Genomic DNA, 17,459 nt, shown 5'->3' on the forward strand with positions numbered 1-17,459 from the left:
ACCTGCGGCCGGACACGAAAAGGCCCGGCAAGAGAGTGCTCACCGGGCTTGGGGGGACGTCGGCGTCTAGTCCAGCTTGCGCACGATCCGCAGGATCTCGTCCAACGCGACCGTGTGACCGTTCAGGATGTCGGTGTGCTCGTCGAACCTCTTCGAGTGCTCGCCCAGTATCCGCGTATGCTCCTCCAGCTTCGCCGTGTGCCCTTCGACGGTCGTCGCGAGATCGCCGACCGTCGTCGCGAGGTCCCCGACGGTCGTCGCCAGGCCGTCCAGCTTCACGGTGTGACCCTCAACGGTCGACGTGAGACCGTCCAGCTTCACGGTGTGACCCTCAACGGTCGACGTGAGACCGTCCAGCTTCACGGTGTGACCCTCAACGGTCGACGTGAGACCGTCCAGGAGCTGGGAGTGGCCGCTCAGGATCATCGTGTGCACGTCCTGCTGCGCGCGGATGCTCTTGAGGTCGTCGAGCGCGTAACGGTAGAACAGCTTCCCCGTCTCTGACTCCTTCTTCGCCTCGCCGGCCAGGTAGGTCGCCGCGACGGTCTGGTCCCGCAGCACGCCGAGCCGGTTCTCGAGCTCGGTCATACGCCCTTCAACGTCGGTTGTTGACATCGTCATTACCTCCTGGAGAAAAAGTATCGCCTCCGGTGACTCTGAGTGCCGCGTTCAACACGAGAAGTGAAACCTTTTCATCCGGCGGGCGGTCCGCCTCCACGAGGGGGATCGGAGGGGGACGGTGGTCTTTGTACGGACATATTGACGTCCGCTACCCTGGACCCTTAGCGATCAGAACTGAGCCGGGAGAAGGCACATTGGGCACTCGACTCGACATCGATCTCGATCGTTCCAGCCCGGTGCCGCTCTACTTCCAGGTGGCCGAGCAGATCGCCGAGGCGATCAGGCGCGGCGACCTGACGCCCGGCGCCCGGCTCGACAACGAGATCCTGCTCGCCGACCGGCTCGGGCTCTCGCGCCCCACGATCCGCCAGGCCATCCAGTACCTCGTGGACAAGGGCCTGCTGGTGCGCAAACGCGGCGTCGGCACCCAGGTGGTGCACGGCCAGGTCAAGCGCTCGGTCGAGCTGACCAGCCTGTACGACGACCTGCGCCGCGCGGGCCAGGAGCCCACCACCCGGGTGCTGTCCCTGCGGTCCGTGACCGCCGACGAGGAGATCGCCGCGGTCCTCGGCGTGGCCGCGGGCACGGAGGTGCTGCACGTCGAGCGGGTGCGCTACGCCGCGGGCGAGCCCTTGGCCCTGCTGCACAACTGGCTGCCGGCCGCGCTCGGGTCGATCACGCCGCAGTCCCTGGAGGAGCGCGGCCTCTATGAGCTGCTGAGGTCCGCCGGCGTGCGGATGCGCGTGGCGAACCAGCGCATCGGCGCGCGGTCGGCCACCCCGGCCGAGGCGCGACTGCTGGACGAGCGCAGGGGCGCGCCGCTGCTCACGATGATCCGTACGACCTACGACGACCAGGGCAGGGCCGTGGAGCACGGCTCCCATGTCTACCGTGCCTCGCACTACTCGCTGGAGGTCACGCTCATCGAGCGCTGACCGGCCACCTCTTCGGTCGCGGGCTCCTCGATCTTCGAGGCGCGGCGCTTGATGTAGAGCGTGGTGCCGATGCCGAACAGCACCGCCACCACCAGGCCGACCCACGAGAAGCCCTTGAGCCACTTGTCGGCCACGATGCCCAGGTAGTAGATCACGGTGGTCGTGCCGCCCGCCCAGGCGATGCCGCCGAGCACGTTGGCGACCAGGAACCGCCAGTAGGGCATGTGCAGGGCGCCGGCCAGCGGCCCGGCGAGGATGCGCAGCAGGGCGACGAAGCGGCCGAAGAAGACCGCCCACATGCCCCACCGGTCGAAGACGCTCCTCGCCTTGGCGAGGTGGGCGGGGCCGAAGTGCTTGGGGAAGCGCCTGCCGAGGCGGTCGAACATCGGCTGCCCGCCCTTGCGGCCGATGAGGTACCCGATCGAGTCGCCGACGATGGCGCCCACGCTCGCGCAGACCCCGACCCACAGGGGGTTCACGACATGCTGTGCCGACAGCAGTGCGGCGCTGACGAGGACGACCTCACCTGGGAGCGGGATGCCGAGGCTCTCAAGGCCGATCACCAGGCCCACGATCACGCAGATCCAGACCGGGGGGATCGCCTGAAGCCATTCCTCCACATGCATGGCTCACACCCTATGTTGTGGCATGCCCCCGATTTTACTTAAGCGAGCACAGTGCTCCTTCCCGGCTAGGGGAGGGAGCGCAGCGCTTCGTGGGCGGCTTCGCGCATGGCGATGTGCACGCGGGCGTTCTCCTCGCGGTCGGTGCGGGCCTCCACGATGCGCACCCCCTCACCCCTGATCGCCTTGGGCAGGTCGTCGATGGACGACAGCAGGGTGTGCGGCGTGCCCGTGGCGGCGGCGACGTACGAGAGGTCCACCCCGTGCGGGGTGCCGAAGACCCGTTCGAAGGACTCGGGCAGCCCCGCCTGCGGCAGAAGGGAGAAGATGCCGCCGCCGTCGTTGTTGACCACGACCAGGCACAGGTCGGGCCTGGGCTCGCGGGGGCCGAGTATCAGGCCGTTCTGGTCGTGCAGCAGGGTCAGGTCGCCGAGCAGGGCGTAGGAGGGGCCGTTGTGTGCGAGCGCCGCGCCGATGGCGGTGGACACCAGGCCGTCGATGCCGGACGCGCCCCGGTTGGCGAGCAGCCGCAGGCCGCGACGTGGCCGCATGGCCTGGTCGAGATCCCTGATGGGCATGGAGGAGCCGCAGAACAGCAGGGTGTTGTTGGGGAGCACCTCGGTGAGGTCCCTGGCAAGGCGCGGCTCGCTCATCCCCGAGTCGTCGAGGACGGCGTCGACGGCCGCGCGGGCCGCCGTGTCGGCCGCCCTCCAGGACCGCAGCCAGGTGTCGTCCCCGGCCGCGGCGGCGATCTCGACGGCCTCGGCGACCTGGGTGGCCGACCGGGTGGGGTCGGGCCAGCGGGACAGGTCAGGGGTGACGACGATGTGCTCGTCGGCGCGCTTGAGCCACGACAGCAGCGGCCGGGAGAGGCTCGGCCGGCCCAGGGTCACCACGACGTCGGGGCGGTGGGCGTCGGCGAACTCGGGGGTGCCCAGCAGGAAGTGGTACGCCGAGACGGCGTGGTCGCCGTACCTGGCGCCGCCGGTGGGCTCCGAGAGCACCGGCCAGCCCGCCATGCCGGCGGCGGCGACGTACCGCCGCACGTTGGCCGCTCCGTCGCCGACCACCAGCACGCCGCGCCGGGTGGGGGCGACGTGCAGGCCGGCCGAGGGCGGGGCCACGCGGGCCCGTACCCAGGGGCCGCTCGCGTCGCCGTCGAGGGACTCGCACCAGGAGGAGTCGCCGTCGGGGATGAGCGGCTCGCGGAAGGCGAGGTTAAGGTGGACGGGGCCGGGGTCGCCCGGACCGAGTGCGCGCTGGTAGGCGCGGGCGGCGAGCGAGCGCCAGTAGGCGACCTGGCCGGGCCGCTCCTCGGGCGCGCCGACCTCGGCGAACCAGCGGACCGACGAGCCGTACAGCTTGATCTGGTCGATCGTCTGGCTGGCCCCGGTGGCGCGCAGCTCCGGTGGGCGGTCGGCGGTGAGCACCAGCAGCGGCACGCCCGACTCGTGGGCCTCGATCACCGCGGGGTGGAAGTTGGCGGCGGCGGTGCCGGAGGTGCACACCAGGGCGACCGGTCGCTCGGACCTGCGGGCGAGGCCGAGCGCGAGGAAGGACGCCGACCGCTCGTCGACGCGCACGTGCAGGCGGAGCCGCGAGTCGCCGTGGACGGCGATGGCCAGCGGCGCCGACCGTGAGCCGGGGGCCAGCACCACGTCGGTGAGACCGCAGCGGGCCAGCTCGTCCACAAGGACGCCGGAGAGCGCGGTGGCGGGGTTCACCTGCCCTCCTCGGACGCGCCCTCCAGGGCGCGCGTGCTCGTCGGAACGCGGAGAGCCTTCATCTAGGGGCGGCGGGAGAAGCCGGGACGACCGACCGTGATCTTCGCGATGCCCTCGGCGGTCTCGTCGACGACGTCCTCGCAGTCACCCGGCCGTTTCCGGCCGGCAGTGCGCACGGTCACACTCGCTCCTCACTCGCCTGCACGTCGCCCCGCCGAGGTCACGGGCGGGGGGCGCCTCTCACCGGGACTAACCTTACGACCGTGAGTGAGCGTCCTGTGCACGCGGTGGTTCTCCCTCCCGGTCCCGCCCTGTTCGGCATGGTTCGCGAGGCGGTTCTCGGTGCGGGTCCCGCGGTGCTTCCCCTCGCGCCCGATCTTCCCGATCACGCCCTTCGGGCGACGCTGGAGGAGTTGCGCCCGACCCATGTGGTCACCCCCGGCGGCACGCGGCCGTGGCCCGGCGGGGTTCCCGCGGCCGGCGACACGGCCGTGATCATCGCGACCAGCGGTTCCACGGGCACGCCCAAGGGGGTGGAGCTGGCGGCCTCCGCGCTGCGGGCGTCGGCGTCGGCCTCGCTCCGGCGGCTCTCGGCCCGGCCGGGTGAGCGCTGGCTGTGCTGCCTGCCCCCCTCCCACGTCTCGGGTCTTCAGGTGCTGGTGCGGGCGCTGCTGAGCGGGTCAGCGCCGCTGATCCACGAGCGGTTCTCCCCCAGCGCGGTGGCGGACAGCGGCGCCGCGCACGTGTCCCTGGTCCCCACCCAGCTCAGGCGCATGATCGATGTCGGCGCCGATCTGTCGCGGTTCCGTACGATCCTGCTCGGCGGGGCCGCCGCGCCGCCCGGCCTGCTCGCCTCGGCCAGGGAGTGCGGGGCGCGGGTCGTCACCACGTACGGCATGAGCGAGACGTGTGGCGGCTGCGTCTACGACGGCGTCCCGCTCGACGGGGTCGATGTGAAGGTGGGGCCGGAAGGGCGGGTGCGCCTGGCGGGGCCGGTGCTGTTCTCCGGTTACCGGCTGCGCCCCGGCCTCACCGAGGCCGCCTTCGACGGCGGCTGGTACCTGACCTCCGACGTCGGCGTGCTCGACGAGGGACGGCTGCGGGTGCTGGGCCGCGCCGACGACGTGATCAACACCGGGGGCGAGAAGGTCGTGGCCGGGGCGGTGGCCGAAATCCTGGCGGGCCACCCCGGCGTCCGCGAGGCGGTCGTGGTCGGCCGTCCTGATCCCGAGTGGGGCGAGGAGGTCGTCGCGGTGGTCGTCGCCGCCGACCCTGCCGCTCCCCCCGCCCTCGGCGAGCTGCGCGCCCTGGTGAAACGGCGGTTGCCCGGGTACGCCGCGCCGCGCGCGCTGGCGTTGCGGTCCCTGCTCCCGCTGCTGCCGAACGGCAAGCACGATCTTTTAGCGATACGCCGGGATATTTCCGGGTTTGCTGGCATAAGGGATGCTTCTTGACCACAATGGCCCGTCAAGGGAACCGGAAGTCGCGTCCGGCGCGTCATACAGGCAGCTGGATCTAGGAAGGACGCCTTGATGAACCCAACCCGCAAGATGTGGATCTCCGCCGGAGTGGTGGGGGTGGTCCTCGCCGGGGGTATCTCCGTGGCGGCGGCCGCCGCGTCGGGAGGGGTCCGCACGCCAAGCGGGGTCAGCCAGGAGAGCGAAGGCTCCGCGCCCTACGGCCCTGGCGAGGCGCCGGGCCAGATCCCCGGCCCCGACGTCCCGCAGAACGCCGAGCCGACCAGGTCGCCGGAGGAGTTCGTCGTCACCAACGACGACGTCAACCCCGACCCGAAGAAGGTCGCCGAGTTCTGGACCGAGAAGCGCATGGAGAGCGCCGAGCCGCTCCCGATCCCTGTCATCACCCCCGAGAAGAAGCCGAAGTAACGGCGCGGGCTTGATGGGAGGCGGGTCGCCGGACGGCGGCCCGCCTCTCCTCGTGTCGAGCGGCGGATCCCCCGATCCGGTGTCGAGCCCCCGATCTCGGGCAGAGGGGGGACGACCAGCGACGATGAGCGCGACGATCAGGAGGCGATTGGCGACGGCCACGCGCCGGGCGGGAACAAACCACGGCGCCTGACGTTATTGATACTGGTGCGCCGAACGCCGAACGCCGCGCCACCCCATCGACCCAGAAGACGACTCCGTGACGGAGGAGGTGTGCTCATGCCCCGAACCGCCGTGGCGACCTCGACTGAGCGCGAGGCGACCCCGACGACTCTCGCTCAGGTCCTCGACCGAGGGCGAGCGCAAGGTCACCTTTCCCTCGCGGAGCTCCGCGAGGCGTTCTCGTCGGCGCGGATCAGCCCCGCGAAGGGCCGGTCGATCCTGCGTGACCTCACCGAGGCCGGCGTGAGCCTGGCCGCGGAGAACGAGCCCCGCTCGGGGACCGGCAGCCCGGCGAGAAAGACCCGTAAGAGCACCACGATGAAGACTACCGCGAAGAGCGCAATGACCAGCACCACGATCACCACCGCGGAGACCGCCGAAGCCCCCGAGGGGACCGTCGAGACCCGCCCCCGGCGCACCGCTCGCCGGACCACGCGCAAGACGGCCGGGGCCACTCCCGCTCCCGCCGCGTCGCAGGCGTCCCCGGCCAAGCACGACGAGGCCGCCGCCGAGCCAGGGGACGGCTGGAACGAGCCGGAGGAGAACGAGCTCCAGAGCGAGACGTTCGACCTGGACGACCAGTCCTCGGTCATGGGCGACTCGGTGCACACCTACCTCAAGTCGATCGGCCGGCGCACCCTGCTGACCGCGGCGGAGGAGGTCGAGCTGGCCAAGCGCATCGAGGCCGGCCTGTACGCCGAGCACAAGCTGGAGACCGAGACCCTGTCCGCCGCCCGGCGCGCCGACCTCGAGTGGGTGGCCGAGGACGGCAGGCGCGCCAAGGACCACATGCTGGAGGCCAACCTCCGCCTGGTGGTCTCGGTGGCCAAGAAGTACACCGACCGTGGCATGGCGCTGCTCGACGTGGTCCAGGAGGGCAACCTCGGGCTGATCCGCGCGGTGGAGAAGTTCGACTACTCCAAGGGCTACAAGTTCTCGACGTACGCCATGTGGTGGATCCGCCAGGCGATCCAGCGCGGCTTCGCCGACTCGGCCCGTACGATCAGGCTTCCCGTGCACGTCCTGGAGCTGCTGTCGAAGCTCTCGCGCATAGAGCGCGACATGCACCAGCGGTTCGGCCGCGAGCCCACCCCCGAGGAGCTGGCGGTGGAGCTGGACAAGACTCCGGACCAGATCGAGGAGCTGCTGCGCACCAGCCGCCAGCCGATCAGCCTCAACGCCACCATCGGCGAGGACGGCGAGACGACCATCGGCGACCTGATCGAGGACGTCGACGCCCCCGAGGCCTCGGAGGTCGTCGACCGGCAGCTGCTCGGCGCGGAGCTGCGGGGCGTGCTGGGCAACCTGACGCCGCGCGAGGCCAAGATCATGGCACTGCGCTTCGGGCTGATCGACGGCAAGCCGCACACGCTCGACGAGATCGGCAAGCACCTGGGGCTCACCCGGGAGCGGATCCGCCAGCTGGAGAAGGAGTCGCTCTCGAAGCTGCGGCACCCGAGCAACACCCGCCCGCTGCTCGACTGGGCGAGCTGACGGACACCGGCGGGGGGGGGGGGGGGGGGGGGGCGGCCGCCGGGGGGGGGGGGGGGGCGCGCGCCGCCCCGCGGGGGCACCCCCCCGCCGCCGGGCGGGGGGGCGGCGCCCCCCCCCCCCCGCCCCCGCCCCCCCCCCCCCCCCCCCCCGCCGGTGTCCGGGCGCGCGAAGCGCGAAGCCCGTGGCGCGAAGCCTCAGCGCGCGGGGGCGAAGGGGCGCGGCACCCGGGCGATGCCCGTCAGCCGGTTCTCCTCGCGCAGGGTGCGGAGCCTGGTGACCTCGGCGGTCCACCGGGCCCCCTCGGGGGTGGCGACGCCCTTGCGCCGCCGGATGCGGTCGTCGTACGCCTTCACGCCGAAGGACGCCCGCTGGGCCGCCTCCGCCGCCCGCAGAGCGTCGGTCAGCGCGCGGTCGAAGGCGAGCCCCGCCGCCCGCAGCTCCGCGACGCCGGCGTGGGAGGCCTGCGTGCGGCGCAGCACGCGCTCCGCTCCACGGGCCTTCTCCAGCAGCTCCGCGAAGCTCTTCCCGACCTCCTGGTCGGCGTGGTGCCTGACCTCCGCCTCCCGGCTCACACTGGGACGGAAAAACGCCATCGCTCGCCCTTTCTCGGCACATCGCCGGTGATCCGGCGTCGGTTGCTCGCCTTAGCGTACGCGGCCCGGGGAGGAGGTCGGTCAGCGGCACGGCGTGGCGCCCTTTACAAAGTAAGCCATTGTGCGGATCATGCCTCCTATGCCTGCCAAGCGACCTCCCATCCCCCTGTCCCGCGAGCGCATCATCGACGCCGCCCTCCACATCGCCGACGGCCAGGGCCTGCGCCGGCTGACGATGCGGCGCCTCGGCGACTCCCTGCAGGTGGAGGCGATGGCGATATACCACCACCTGCCGCGGGGCAAGGAGGCCCTTATGGACGCGCTCGCCGAGCACGTCACCACCGTCACCGTCCCGGACGCCGGCCCCGCGAGCTGGCAGGAGATCGCCCGCGCCTGGGCTCACGCGGCACGGGCGGCGCTGCTGGAGCATCCGGGGGTGCTCGCGCTCGCGCTGACCAAGCCGCCCCAGGGCACCGCGCTCCTGGCGATCAGGGAGCAGGCCGAGCAACTGGCCGCCTCGGGCCTCGGCGACTCGGCGCGGGCGGTCCGCACCCTGCGGGCGTACGTGCTGGGAAGCGTCGCGGTGGAGATCCAGCGGTCGGGCTGGGCGATCGGCCCGGCGGGCGACGGCGAGGACCCCGGGGCCCCGCAGGTGTCCCGGCCCGAGTCCGGAGAGGAGGCGGTGGCCGCTTTCGAGCGTGGTCTCGACGCCCTGCTCAGGGGCCTTGCGCAGTCGTAACCTTTCGTTTATCGGTTCGGCGGCGAGTCGTGCTTGGACCGTTATCTTCGGTGAGGCACGCTTGTGTCGCAGGTCACAGCGCCGAACCAGCCCGATGGACCCCCCCGGACCCCCTAATCGAAGGATCGAAACCGTCCCAACGGGCTATGTCGCCCGCGTGTGACCCGCAGCACACTTACTCTGTAGGTGTGCGGCACCGCACACGTCAACCACACAGCGCTCGTCTCCGTCCAACGGGGGTGGGGGAGCCGTCCGGAGACAGACACCGGCACGGAGGTCCCCCGGCCGAGCACCAGATCGAGAGAGAAAACCGGAGGCACGCCGATGTGCCCGCATGAGCCGTCCTGTCCGAGCACCACCGCGCCGGACCGCGAAGCCGCCCGCACGATCGCGGCACACCCCGAGCAGGGGTGGAGCCTGTTGTGCAACGGCATCGTGCTTTTCGAGGACACCGGGGAGCTCCTGCCCAACGGCGCGGTCATCGCCCCGCACCGTCCCACCGACCTCGCCATCAGCGCCGCCTGAAATCACCGCCCTGAGATCAGCCGCCTGACATCAGGGGAACCGGGGGCAGAGCCAGCTCGCCACGACCTCGCCCACCTGGGCGGGGTTTTTGCTGAGGTCGTGTCCCTCGCCGGCGAGCACGACCAGGCGTGTCGTATCCGCCTCTTCTGGCACGCCGAAACGGTCGCGGTCACCGCTGACCACCAGCACGTCGACGCCCGCCTCGCGCAGCTCCCCCGCCCGCGAGCGCTCTGGCCTGCCCGGCGGGTGCAGAGGGAAGGCCAGCGCGACCACCGCCTCGGCTCCGGCCGCGCGGGCCGTGCGGCAGGCCACCCGGGCCCCGTTGCTCCGGCCGCCCTGCACGAGGGCCAGGCCGGGGAACCGCTCGCGGACCGCCGCCACCAGCGTCGTCCACGCCTCGTCCTGCCTGGCCGGTGACCCCGGCGCGCGGGCGCCGGCGACCCTGAAGGGCTGCAGGACCCGCGCGACCGTACCCCCAATGGCGGACACCGCGTCGCGCACGGCCAGCAGGTCGGGCGCCTCGACTCCCCCCGCGGACCCGTGTGTGAGGACGAACAGGAACCGTGGCCGGGGTACCTCGTCCACCTCCACGATCGCCGGGCCTGCGGGTGTCACGATGCGCATGGCCGACACGCTACCCGCGGAGAACATCTCTCCTACTCCTGGGGGATGCCCCACCGGTGCGTCTGTGCCAGATTAGGAGGGTGCCGGACAACTCTCTCCCCCGCGACGAGCTTCGCGCCACCGTCGAGGCCCGTCGTGACCTCGGTCCCGACTACGAGCACGCGCTGATCGAGTCCTTCCTGGAGAAGATCGACTCCACGATCGACGCGCGGGTGCGGTCGGAGGTCACGGCCCAGAACGGCTACCAGGGCCACCCTGGGCCCGGTGGCTTCGCCGGGCCGCATGGCGCTCCCCCGGGCCAGGCCAAGCCGCACAAGCAGGGGGACGGCACGATCCCCATCGCCCTCGGGTCGCTGGGCATCGGCGTCCCGCTGACGGCGATCGCCGCCACGCAGGCGGGCCTCGCCGGGCTGTTCCTCGCCTGGACCGGCATCGTCCTGGTCAACCTCGCCGCGGCGTTCGGCCGCCGCCGCCGCTGAGCCGCCGCCTCACGCAGGGCATCAGGGGTGAGGGCGCCGCCTAGCCGCCGTCCCCGGCGGGCTCGTCGTCACGGTGCAGGCGCAGGCGCACCTGCTCGGCCACACCCTCGTCGGGATGCTCCAGGCCGTACGTCCACACCGTCTCGGCGTCGGCGTCGCGCCCGCGCAGCGGGAGGGTGCGGGCGAGGAGCTCGATGGCGAGGGCCGCGCTGTCGGTGTCCTGGCCGCCCTCGGCGGCGGCGGCGAACTCCCCGCAGGCCATGTCGAGGTGGGCGATGCCGAGCAGCACCCGCAGGCGGCCGGAGTCGGCGACGCCGGGCACGTCGAGCGCCTCGATCAACACGTCGGCGGCCTCCCCGGGCTCGCCCTCGGCCAGCAGGTACTCGGCGAGCCGCTGCGCGGCCAGGGAACCCGCATCGGGGTCGCGGGTGGCGAGCGCCGCCCGCAGCGACCCCTCGGCCTCGCGGTCGTCCCCCTGGCTCACGGCGATGCGCGCCAGCGCCAGGTGTGCGGCGGGCAGGTAGGCCGGGGTGCCGACGCCGATCACGGCCTGCCAGGCGGCACGCGCCTGGTCGGCCATGTCGTCCCTCTCGAACCCGCGCGCCAGGTGGCAGGCCGCCTGGGCGGCGTACTCGGGGTGTCCGGTGGCAAGGGCCGTACGGGCCGCTGCCCTGGCCCCTGCCACGTCGCCGCGCTGCTCCAGCACCACGGCGAGACCGACGGCCGCCTGGGCACGGTCGGCCTCCTGCTCGTCGGCGACCAGCTCGGTGAAGATCTCGGCCGCGGCGTCGAGCTCACCGCTCTCGGCCAGCCTCCGCGCGTCGTCGATCGACCGCCCGGACTGCACCTCGTGCGCCGCCATCGGGACCTCTTCTCCGGATAGGGGGTTCCCGGGCCTCGCGACGCGGGCGCGCCGTCGCGCGCGACATATTATGCCGATGCGGACGGGCGCCCGAGGCTCGTCGCCTAGTCTTCGTATGCCTCCAGCGGGGGGCAGGAGCACACGAGGTTGCGGTCGCCGTACGCCTGGTCGATGCGGCGGACCGGTGACCAGTACTTCGCCTCGCGGAGAGCCGCCACGGGGTAGGCCGCCTCGGTGCGGGTGTAGGGGTGGGCCCAGTCGTCGGCCGCCAGGCAGTCGGCCGTGTGCGGGGCGTTGCTCAGCGGGTTGTCAGCCCTGTCGTAGGCTCCGGAGGCGACCTTGGCGATCTCCTCGCGGATGGCGATCATGGCGTCGCAGAACCGGTCGAGCTCGGCGAGGTCCTCGCTCTCGGTCGGCTCGATCATCAGGGTGCCCGCCACCGGGAACGACATGGTGGGCGCGTGGAAGCCGTAGTCGACCAGGCGCTTGGCGACGTCGTCGACCGTGACGCCGGTCTCCTTGGTGATCTGGCGCAGGTCGACGATGCACTCGTGCGCGACCAGGCCCTCGCGGCCGGTGTAGAGCACCGGGTAGTGCGGGGCGAGTCGCCGCGCCAGGTAGTTGGCCGACAGGATCGCCTGCTCGGTGGCCGCCTTGAGCCCGTCGGCGCCCATCATCCTGACGTAGGCCCACGAGATCGGCAGGATGCCGGCCGACCCGAAGGGCGCGGCCGAGACCGGGCCCACCGGGCTGTCCTCCAGCGGGTGGCCGGGCAGGTAGGGCGCCAGGTGGGAGCGGACCGCCACCGGGCCCACGCCGGGACCTCCGCCGCCGTGCGGGATGCAGAAGGTCTTGTGGAGGTTCAGGTGGGAGACGTCCGCGCCGAACGATCCGGGCTTGGCCAGCCCGACCAGGGCGTTGAGGTTGGCGCCGTCGACGTAGACCTGCCCGCCGGCCTCGTGGACCCGGTCGCAGATCTCGGTGATCGTCTCCTCGAACACGCCGTGCGTGGAGGGGTAGGTCACCATGATCGCCGCCAGGCGGTCGCGGTGTTTGTCGATCTTGGCGATGAGGTCGGGGACGTCGACGTTGCCGTCGTCGTCGCAGGCGACCACGACGACCCGCATGCCCGCCATGACGGCGCTGGCGGCGTTGGTGCCGTGGGCCGACGACGGGATGAGGCAGACGTCGCGCTCGTTGTCGCCGTTGGCCCTGTGGTAGGCGCGGATCGCGAGCAGGCCGGCGAACTCGCCCTGGGAGCCCGCGTTGGGCTGCAGCGAGACGGCGTCGTACCCGGTGACCTCGGCCAGCCAGCCCTCCAGGTCCTTGATGAGCCGCAGGTAGCCCTCCACCTGGTCGGCCGGGGCGTAGGGGTGGATCCCGGCGAGCTCGGGCCAGCTGATCGGCTCCATCTCGGTCGTGGCGTTGAGCTTCATCGTGCAGGAGCCCAGCGGGATCATCGACCGGTCGAGCGCGATGTCCTTGTCCTGAAGTTTCCGGAGATAGCGGAGCATCGCCGTCTCGGAGCGGTGGGAGTGGAACACCGGGTGGGTCAGGAAGTCCGTGGTGCGCAGCAGCTCGGCGGGCAGCGCGTCGGAGGTGGCGGTGTCCAGGTCGTCCAGCACGATGCCGGTGAGGCCGAACGCCTCCCAGACCGCCCGGAGGTCGTCGGCCGTGGTCTTCTCGTCGCAGGAGACGCCCACGTGGTCGGCGTCGGCGAGGCGCAGGTTGACGCCCCTGTCGCGGGCCGCCGCGACGATCTCGGCGGCACGGCCGGGGACGCGGGCGAGCACGGTGTCGAAGAAGTCGTCGTGCGCGATCTCGACGCCGGCGCCGCGCAGCCCGGCCGCGAGGACGGCGGCGTGCCGGTGGGTGCGCTGGGCGATGCGCCGGAGCCCCTCGGGGCCGTGGTAGACGGCGTACATGCCGGCGATCACGGCCAGCAGCACCTGCGCCGTGCAGATGTTGCTCGTGGCCTTCTCCCTGCGGATGTGCTGCTCGCGGGTCTGCAGGGCCAGGCGGTACGCGGGGCGCCCGTCGGCGTCCTGCGACACCCCGACCAGGCGGCCGGGCATCTGCCTCTGGAGCCCCTCGCGGACCGCCATGTACGCGGCGTGGGGGCCGCCGAACCCGAAGGGCACGCCGAAGCGCTGGGAGGAGCCCACGGCGATGTCGGCGCCCATGGAGCCGGGCGCCTCGACCAGCGTCAGCGCGAGAAGGTCGGCGGAGGCGACCACCAGCGCGCCGCGGGCGTGGGCCTCGTCGGCGACGGCGCGGAAGTCCTTGATCTCGCCACTCGCGCCCGGGTACTGGACGAGCACGCCGAACAGCTCGCCGCCGGGCAGGCCCTGGCGGAGGTCGGCCTCGGCGAGCTCGATGCCGAGCGGCTCGGCGCGGGTGGCCAGCACGGCCTTGGTCTGCGGGAGGGCGTCGGCGTCCACGACGAACACCGGGCTCTTGGCCCGCCCGGCGCGGCGGGCCAGCGTCATGGCCTCCGCCGCGGCCGTGGCCTCGTCGAGCAGCGAGGCGCCGGCGACGTCCAGCCCGGTCAGGTCGCTGATCACGGTCTGGAAGTTCAGCAGGGCCTCAAGGCGTCCCTGCGAGATCTCCGGCTGGTAGGGCGTGTAGGCGGTGTACCAGCCCGGGTTCTCCAGCAGGTTGCGCCGGATGACCGCGGGGGTGATCGTGTCGTGGTAGCCGAGCCCGATCATCGAGGTCAGCACCTGGTTGCGGGACGCGAGCGCCCGCAGCTCGGCGATGGCCTCGGTCTCGCTCGCCGCCTCGGGCAGGTCGAGCGGGCCCTCCGCGCGGATCGTCCCGGGCACCGCCAGGGCGATCAGGTCGCCGACCGACTCGTAACCCACCGCCTCCAGCATGCGCGCCTGATCGGCGTCCGCGGGGCCGATGTGCCGGGTGGCGAAGGGCGGTGCGGACAGGTCGCGAAGCGGTGACCGATCGGTCATGGGGCCCTCCTGAGGGTGTGGAGACCAGCGCTTGGAGCGCGCGCGTATGCCGGGTCTCCCCCTCTGTCAGCGCGATGTGTCATCGCGACCTGAGAGCTTCATCCCCATAAAAGCGGATTTGCACCGTCGGTGAGACACGCCTGGCGGGCATGTCTACTTTCCAGAGTCGCCTCACCCGTGCGGTACGTGGGCCTGAGAGATTCCGGGGAGGTTGCTCCTTCGGCGCCCGGGTCACACGCCGGCACCGCGTGGAGCGCGGAACCGGCCCGTGCCAGGGACTCTCCCGCACAGGGTCATAAGCCTTGCGCCAATCGTACCGTCCCGCCCCGACTTAGGGGCTACCCCTATTGCCCGGGTTTGCCGTACTTTGCCCCTGACCTGCGGGTTCACGAAGATCCAGCCCCGTCCCCACGGGATCTCCACTCACACAGTGGCCGGGGTCACCCTGTCTTGCGGGCCTTCCTGCGCCGAGCCAGCTCGTCACCCGGGTGCTCCTCCGTGGAGGTCCGGTCGGCCGGCTCCGCGCGTTCCCCCGGCAGCTCCGCCAGGGATCCCTCGACCTCGCGCCAGACCCCGCCCAAGGCGATGCCGAACACGCCCTGGCCGCCTTCGAGCAGATCTATCACCTCGTCGGCCGAGGTGCACTCGTAGACGCTCACGCCGTCGCTCATCAGCGTGATCTGCGCCAGGTCGTTGACCCCGCGCTCCCGCAGATGCTGCACGGCGGTGCGTATCTGCTGGAGCGACACCCCGGTGTCGAGCAGGCGCTTGACCACCTTGAGAACGAGGATGTCGCGGAAGCTGTAGAGCCGTTGCGACCCCGAGCCCTGCGCCGCCCGTACCGACGGCTCGACCAGCTGGGTTCTCGCCCAGTAGTCGAGCTGGCGGTAGGTGATGCCGGCCGCCGAGCACGCCGTCGGGCCGCGGTATCCCACGTCGGCGGGCAGCGACGCCGGCCGCTCGTCGAACAACAGGCCCTGCTCGCCCGCGCGCTCCCGCGCCGACTGGCGCTGGGCCGGATCATGCTGGCCGGCCGTCTTTCCCTCGCCGCTGCTGACCGCCACTGCGGACCTCCGGCTTTCTCTCATCCCACGGTCTGATCTGGGGGTTCGTGAATTACAACCGTGGTTTCCCTTGCACCGTAGGACTGGCGCGATGCTCAGTCAACGATCCCGCCCGGCGCGTCGTGAAGCGTAAATGCCCGATATGGCTAACCCGCACGACCGAAGTCCTCGGGCGTGATCGTGTCCAGGAACTCACGGAACTTCTCGACCTCGTCCTCCTGATCATCAGGGATGATGACGCCGGCCTCGCGCACGACATCCTCGCTGGCGAAGATGCTGGCACCGGTGCGAAGAGCCAACGCGATCGAGTCGGATGGGCGTGCGCTCACCTCGACACCGTTGGAGAACACCAGGTCAGCGAAGAAGATCCCGTCGCGCAGGGCCACGATGTTGACCGTCTGCAGCCGCACGCCGAGAGCTTCGATCACGTCCTTGAACAAGTCGTGGGTGAGCGGCCGGGGTGGCGGCTCCTCTGCCTGTGCCAGAGCGATGGCCGTGGCCTCGGTCATCCCAATCCAGATCGGCAGATAACGCTCACCCTTCGCCTCCTTGAGCAGGACGATGGGCTGGTTGGAGGGCATCTCGACACGGACCCCCACGACCTCCATCTGCAACACAGGCTGCTCCGTCTCATTGGGTCGCCGGCCCGCTCCGGGCCCGTTCCCTTGCGGCTCTCGGCTCGCGGCGTGACCATCGCCGCAAAATTCAACGTAACATCCCCGCACCCCGAAATGTCCGGGCGCCTCCTTCAGCGGCCCAGAATGCCCCTCAGACCGCCCCGCACCAGGGCGGCGTGCAGCTCCAGGAGCAGGGCGGAGAGCTCGCGAGCGGTCTCCTCGGCCTGATCGACGGCGCCGGGGGCGCGGCGGCGCAGCAGCGGCGCCACGGCCTGCTCCACGAGCCCCGCCTCGCGCTCCGCGGCGGCCCTCAGCACCCGCAGGTGGCGGGGGTGCAGCCCGAACCTTCCGAGCGCCCCTGAGGCCCTGGCGACGGTGAGGGCCTCGGCGTCGTACCACCGCGCGACCGGGGTCAGCAGGCCGTAGTCCTCCAGCTCCACGAGGGTCTCCTCGTCGAGGGCCGCGGCCTCCAGAAGCTCGGCGCGGCTCAGCCGGATCTCGGCGACCGGCGGCTCGGCCCCGACTGCGCGGGGCCGGGTGACGCCGTCGCGCTCGGCGGTGTCCAGGTGGTCCTTGATCACGCGCAGCGGAAGGTAGCGGTCACGCTGGGCGGTGAGGATGTAGCGCAGGCGCTCGACGTCGGCGTGGGTGAACTTGCGGTACCCCGAAGGGGAGCGCTGGGGCTCGATGAGCCCCTCGCCCTCGAGAAAGCGGATCTTGGAGACGGTGACGTCGGGGAAGTCGCCCCGCAGGATCTCGAGGACTTCCCCGATGCTCATGAACGCCCTGGCTGCCTGCGCGCCCATCACCGTTCCTCCTCACCCACGCGTGAGGAACACCAGCCGGAACTTGCCGATCTGGACTTCGTCGCCGCCGGAGAGCGGTAGCTCCTCGATGCGCTCCCGGTTGACGTAGGTGCCGTTGAGGCTGCCGACGTCCCTGGCGGTGAAGTAGTCGCCCCGCCGGTAGAACTCCGCGTGCCTGCGCGAAACGGTCACGTCGTCGAGGAAGATGTCGCTCTCGGGGTGACGGCCCGCCGTGGTGAGGTCGCTGTCGAGCAGGAACCGGCTCCCGGCGTTGGGCCCGCGCATCACGACCAGCAGGGCCGTGCCGGCCGGCAGCTGCTCGACCGAGGCCCGATCGGGGATGAGCGTCTGTCCCGTCGCGTCGCCGTCCATCGCCTCGATCCCACTGAGTGAGATCGTGGAGGTGGTGTCCCCCGGCGTGTTTTCGACACGACTCAGCGGCGACCCGCACCGTGAGCAGAAACGGGCGTCGTCAGGGTTGGCATGACCGCACTGCGTGCAGTAGACGCTCGGCATCGATCGGCTCGGCCTCCTACCGCGAAGTCGCGGCGACGGTGCTCTGTGCGGCGTGCCTCGGTTCTTCGCTTCTCATAGTTGCTCAGACTGCGAATGCCGCAACTTACGCTGATGAGTCGCAAAGGTCAAGATGAGGGCAGGCTCGCGGGTTCGGACATGCTGCTGG

18 protein-coding genes and 1 riboswitch are annotated in these 17,459 nt (G+C 71.6%); of the genes, 7 read left to right on the top strand and 11 right to left on the bottom strand.

Features of this window, described 5'->3' with window-relative positions; all coding sequences use genetic code 11:
• Positions 1-66: 66 nt before the first annotated feature.
• Positions 67-588 carry a hypothetical protein gene (locus ACGFIV_RS05805; protein ID WP_392832355.1) on the bottom strand — a complete coding sequence of 174 codons (522 nt, stop codon included), beginning with the start codon at positions 586-588 and terminating at the stop codon, positions 67-69.
• A 227-nt stretch (positions 589-815) separates the two neighbouring features.
• Between ACGFIV_RS05805 and ACGFIV_RS05810 the strand changes: the two genes are divergently transcribed.
• Positions 816-1,556, top strand: coding sequence for a GntR family transcriptional regulator (locus tag ACGFIV_RS05810; protein WP_358560488.1), 741 nt, complete (start codon positions 816-818; stop codon positions 1,554-1,556).
• On the opposite strand, the gene ACGFIV_RS05815 is transcribed toward ACGFIV_RS05810, so the two are convergent.
• Together ACGFIV_RS05815 and menD are read right to left on the bottom strand one after the other, a co-directional pair.
• Positions 1,523-2,182 carry a DedA family protein gene (locus ACGFIV_RS05815; protein WP_358560486.1) on the bottom strand — a complete coding sequence of 220 codons (660 nt, stop codon included), beginning with the start codon at positions 2,180-2,182 and terminating at the stop codon, positions 1,523-1,525. The genes ACGFIV_RS05810 and ACGFIV_RS05815 overlap by 34 nt on opposite strands.
• Before the next feature lie 65 nt (positions 2,183-2,247).
• The gene (gene menD, locus ACGFIV_RS05820; protein ID WP_358560484.1) at positions 2,248-3,903 is read right to left on the bottom strand and encodes a 2-succinyl-5-enolpyruvyl-6-hydroxy-3-cyclohexene-1-carboxylic-acid synthase; all 1,656 of its coding nucleotides are present in this window, start codon (positions 3,901-3,903) and stop codon (positions 2,248-2,250) included.
• A 320-nt stretch (positions 3,904-4,223) separates the two neighbouring features.
• On the opposite strand from menD, the gene ACGFIV_RS05825 reads away from it, so the two are divergent.
• The 3 genes from ACGFIV_RS05825 (at position 4,224) to ACGFIV_RS05835 (ending at position 7,505) form a co-directional block, all read left to right on the top strand.
• Positions 4,224-5,357, top strand: a complete 1,134-nt coding sequence (locus tag ACGFIV_RS05825; protein WP_358560494.1) for an AMP-binding protein — start codon at positions 4,224-4,226, stop codon at positions 5,355-5,357.
• Between the two features lie 78 nt (positions 5,358-5,435).
• Entirely contained in the window at positions 5,436-5,789 is a 354-nt protein-coding gene (locus ACGFIV_RS05830) for a hypothetical protein (RefSeq protein WP_358560483.1), read from the top strand.
• A 279-nt stretch (positions 5,790-6,068) separates the two neighbouring features.
• On the top strand, positions 6,069-7,505 hold the full coding sequence (locus tag ACGFIV_RS05835) for an RNA polymerase sigma factor (RefSeq protein ID WP_358560481.1): 1,437 nt from the start codon (positions 6,069-6,071) through the stop codon (positions 7,503-7,505).
• Positions 7,506-7,699: 194 nt separating this feature from the next.
• Here ACGFIV_RS05835 and ACGFIV_RS05840 read toward each other — a convergent pair whose 3' ends face one another.
• On the bottom strand, positions 7,700-8,077 hold the full coding sequence (locus ACGFIV_RS05840; RefSeq protein WP_392832361.1) for a hypothetical protein: 378 nt from the start codon (positions 8,075-8,077) through the stop codon (positions 7,700-7,702).
• A gap of 160 nt (positions 8,078-8,237) precedes the next feature.
• Here ACGFIV_RS05840 and ACGFIV_RS05845 point away from each other — a divergent pair, with 160 nt between their 5' ends.
• Together ACGFIV_RS05845 and ACGFIV_RS05850 are read left to right on the top strand one after the other, a co-directional pair.
• Complete coding sequence (locus ACGFIV_RS05845; RefSeq protein ID WP_358560477.1) at positions 8,238-8,837, top strand: TetR/AcrR family transcriptional regulator C-terminal domain-containing protein; 600 nt, start codon at positions 8,238-8,240, stop codon at positions 8,835-8,837.
• 324 nt (positions 8,838-9,161) lie between these two features.
• Positions 9,162-9,362 (top strand): DUF5999 family protein, encoded by a 201-nt coding sequence (locus ACGFIV_RS05850; protein WP_363918037.1) that lies wholly within the window; start codon positions 9,162-9,164, stop codon positions 9,360-9,362.
• A 30-nt stretch (positions 9,363-9,392) separates the two neighbouring features.
• Here ACGFIV_RS05850 and ACGFIV_RS05855 read toward each other — a convergent pair whose 3' ends face one another.
• On the bottom strand, positions 9,393-9,986 hold the full coding sequence (locus tag ACGFIV_RS05855; protein WP_392832365.1) for an alpha/beta family hydrolase: 594 nt from the start codon (positions 9,984-9,986) through the stop codon (positions 9,393-9,395).
• An 80-nt stretch (positions 9,987-10,066) separates the two neighbouring features.
• Here ACGFIV_RS05855 and ACGFIV_RS05860 point away from each other — a divergent pair, with 80 nt between their 5' ends.
• A complete protein-coding gene (locus ACGFIV_RS05860; protein WP_358553693.1) occupies positions 10,067-10,465 on the top strand; it encodes a hypothetical protein in 399 nt (132 codons plus the stop codon).
• Between the two features lie 40 nt (positions 10,466-10,505).
• Here the strand turns inward: ACGFIV_RS05860 and ACGFIV_RS05865 are convergent, their stop codons facing one another.
• The 6 genes from ACGFIV_RS05865 to ACGFIV_RS05890 all read right to left on the bottom strand — a co-directional run bounded on the left by ACGFIV_RS05865 (position 10,506) and on the right by ACGFIV_RS05890 (position 17,293).
• Positions 10,506-11,327 carry a tetratricopeptide repeat protein gene (locus ACGFIV_RS05865; protein WP_358553695.1) on the bottom strand — a complete coding sequence of 274 codons (822 nt, stop codon included), beginning with the start codon at positions 11,325-11,327 and terminating at the stop codon, positions 10,506-10,508.
• 104 nt (positions 11,328-11,431) lie between these two features.
• Complete coding sequence (gcvP, locus tag ACGFIV_RS05870) at positions 11,432-14,290, bottom strand: aminomethyl-transferring glycine dehydrogenase (protein WP_358553697.1); 2,859 nt, start codon at positions 14,288-14,290, stop codon at positions 11,432-11,434.
• Between the two features lie 170 nt (positions 14,291-14,460).
• Positions 14,461-14,586: riboswitch (glycine riboswitch) on the bottom strand.
• Between the two features lie 144 nt (positions 14,587-14,730).
• Positions 14,731-15,354, bottom strand: a complete 624-nt coding sequence (locus ACGFIV_RS05875; RefSeq protein WP_358553699.1) for a MerR family transcriptional regulator — start codon at positions 15,352-15,354, stop codon at positions 14,731-14,733.
• Between the two features lie 146 nt (positions 15,355-15,500).
• Positions 15,501-15,971, bottom strand: a complete 471-nt coding sequence (locus ACGFIV_RS05880; protein ID WP_248958545.1) for a bifunctional nuclease family protein — start codon at positions 15,969-15,971, stop codon at positions 15,501-15,503.
• A gap of 131 nt (positions 15,972-16,102) precedes the next feature.
• Entirely contained in the window at positions 16,103-16,777 is a 675-nt protein-coding gene (locus ACGFIV_RS05885; protein ID WP_358553701.1) for a MerR family transcriptional regulator, read from the bottom strand.
• 12 nt (positions 16,778-16,789) lie between these two features.
• The gene (locus tag ACGFIV_RS05890; protein ID WP_358553703.1) at positions 16,790-17,293 is read right to left on the bottom strand and encodes an FHA domain-containing protein; all 504 of its coding nucleotides are present in this window, start codon (positions 17,291-17,293) and stop codon (positions 16,790-16,792) included.
• Positions 17,294-17,459 lie beyond the last annotated feature (166 nt).

Origin of the sequence: Sphaerisporangium sp. NPDC049003, from assembly GCF_043197795.1 — a bacterium.
Lineage (GTDB): Bacteria > Actinomycetota > Actinomycetes > Streptosporangiales > Streptosporangiaceae > Sphaerisporangium.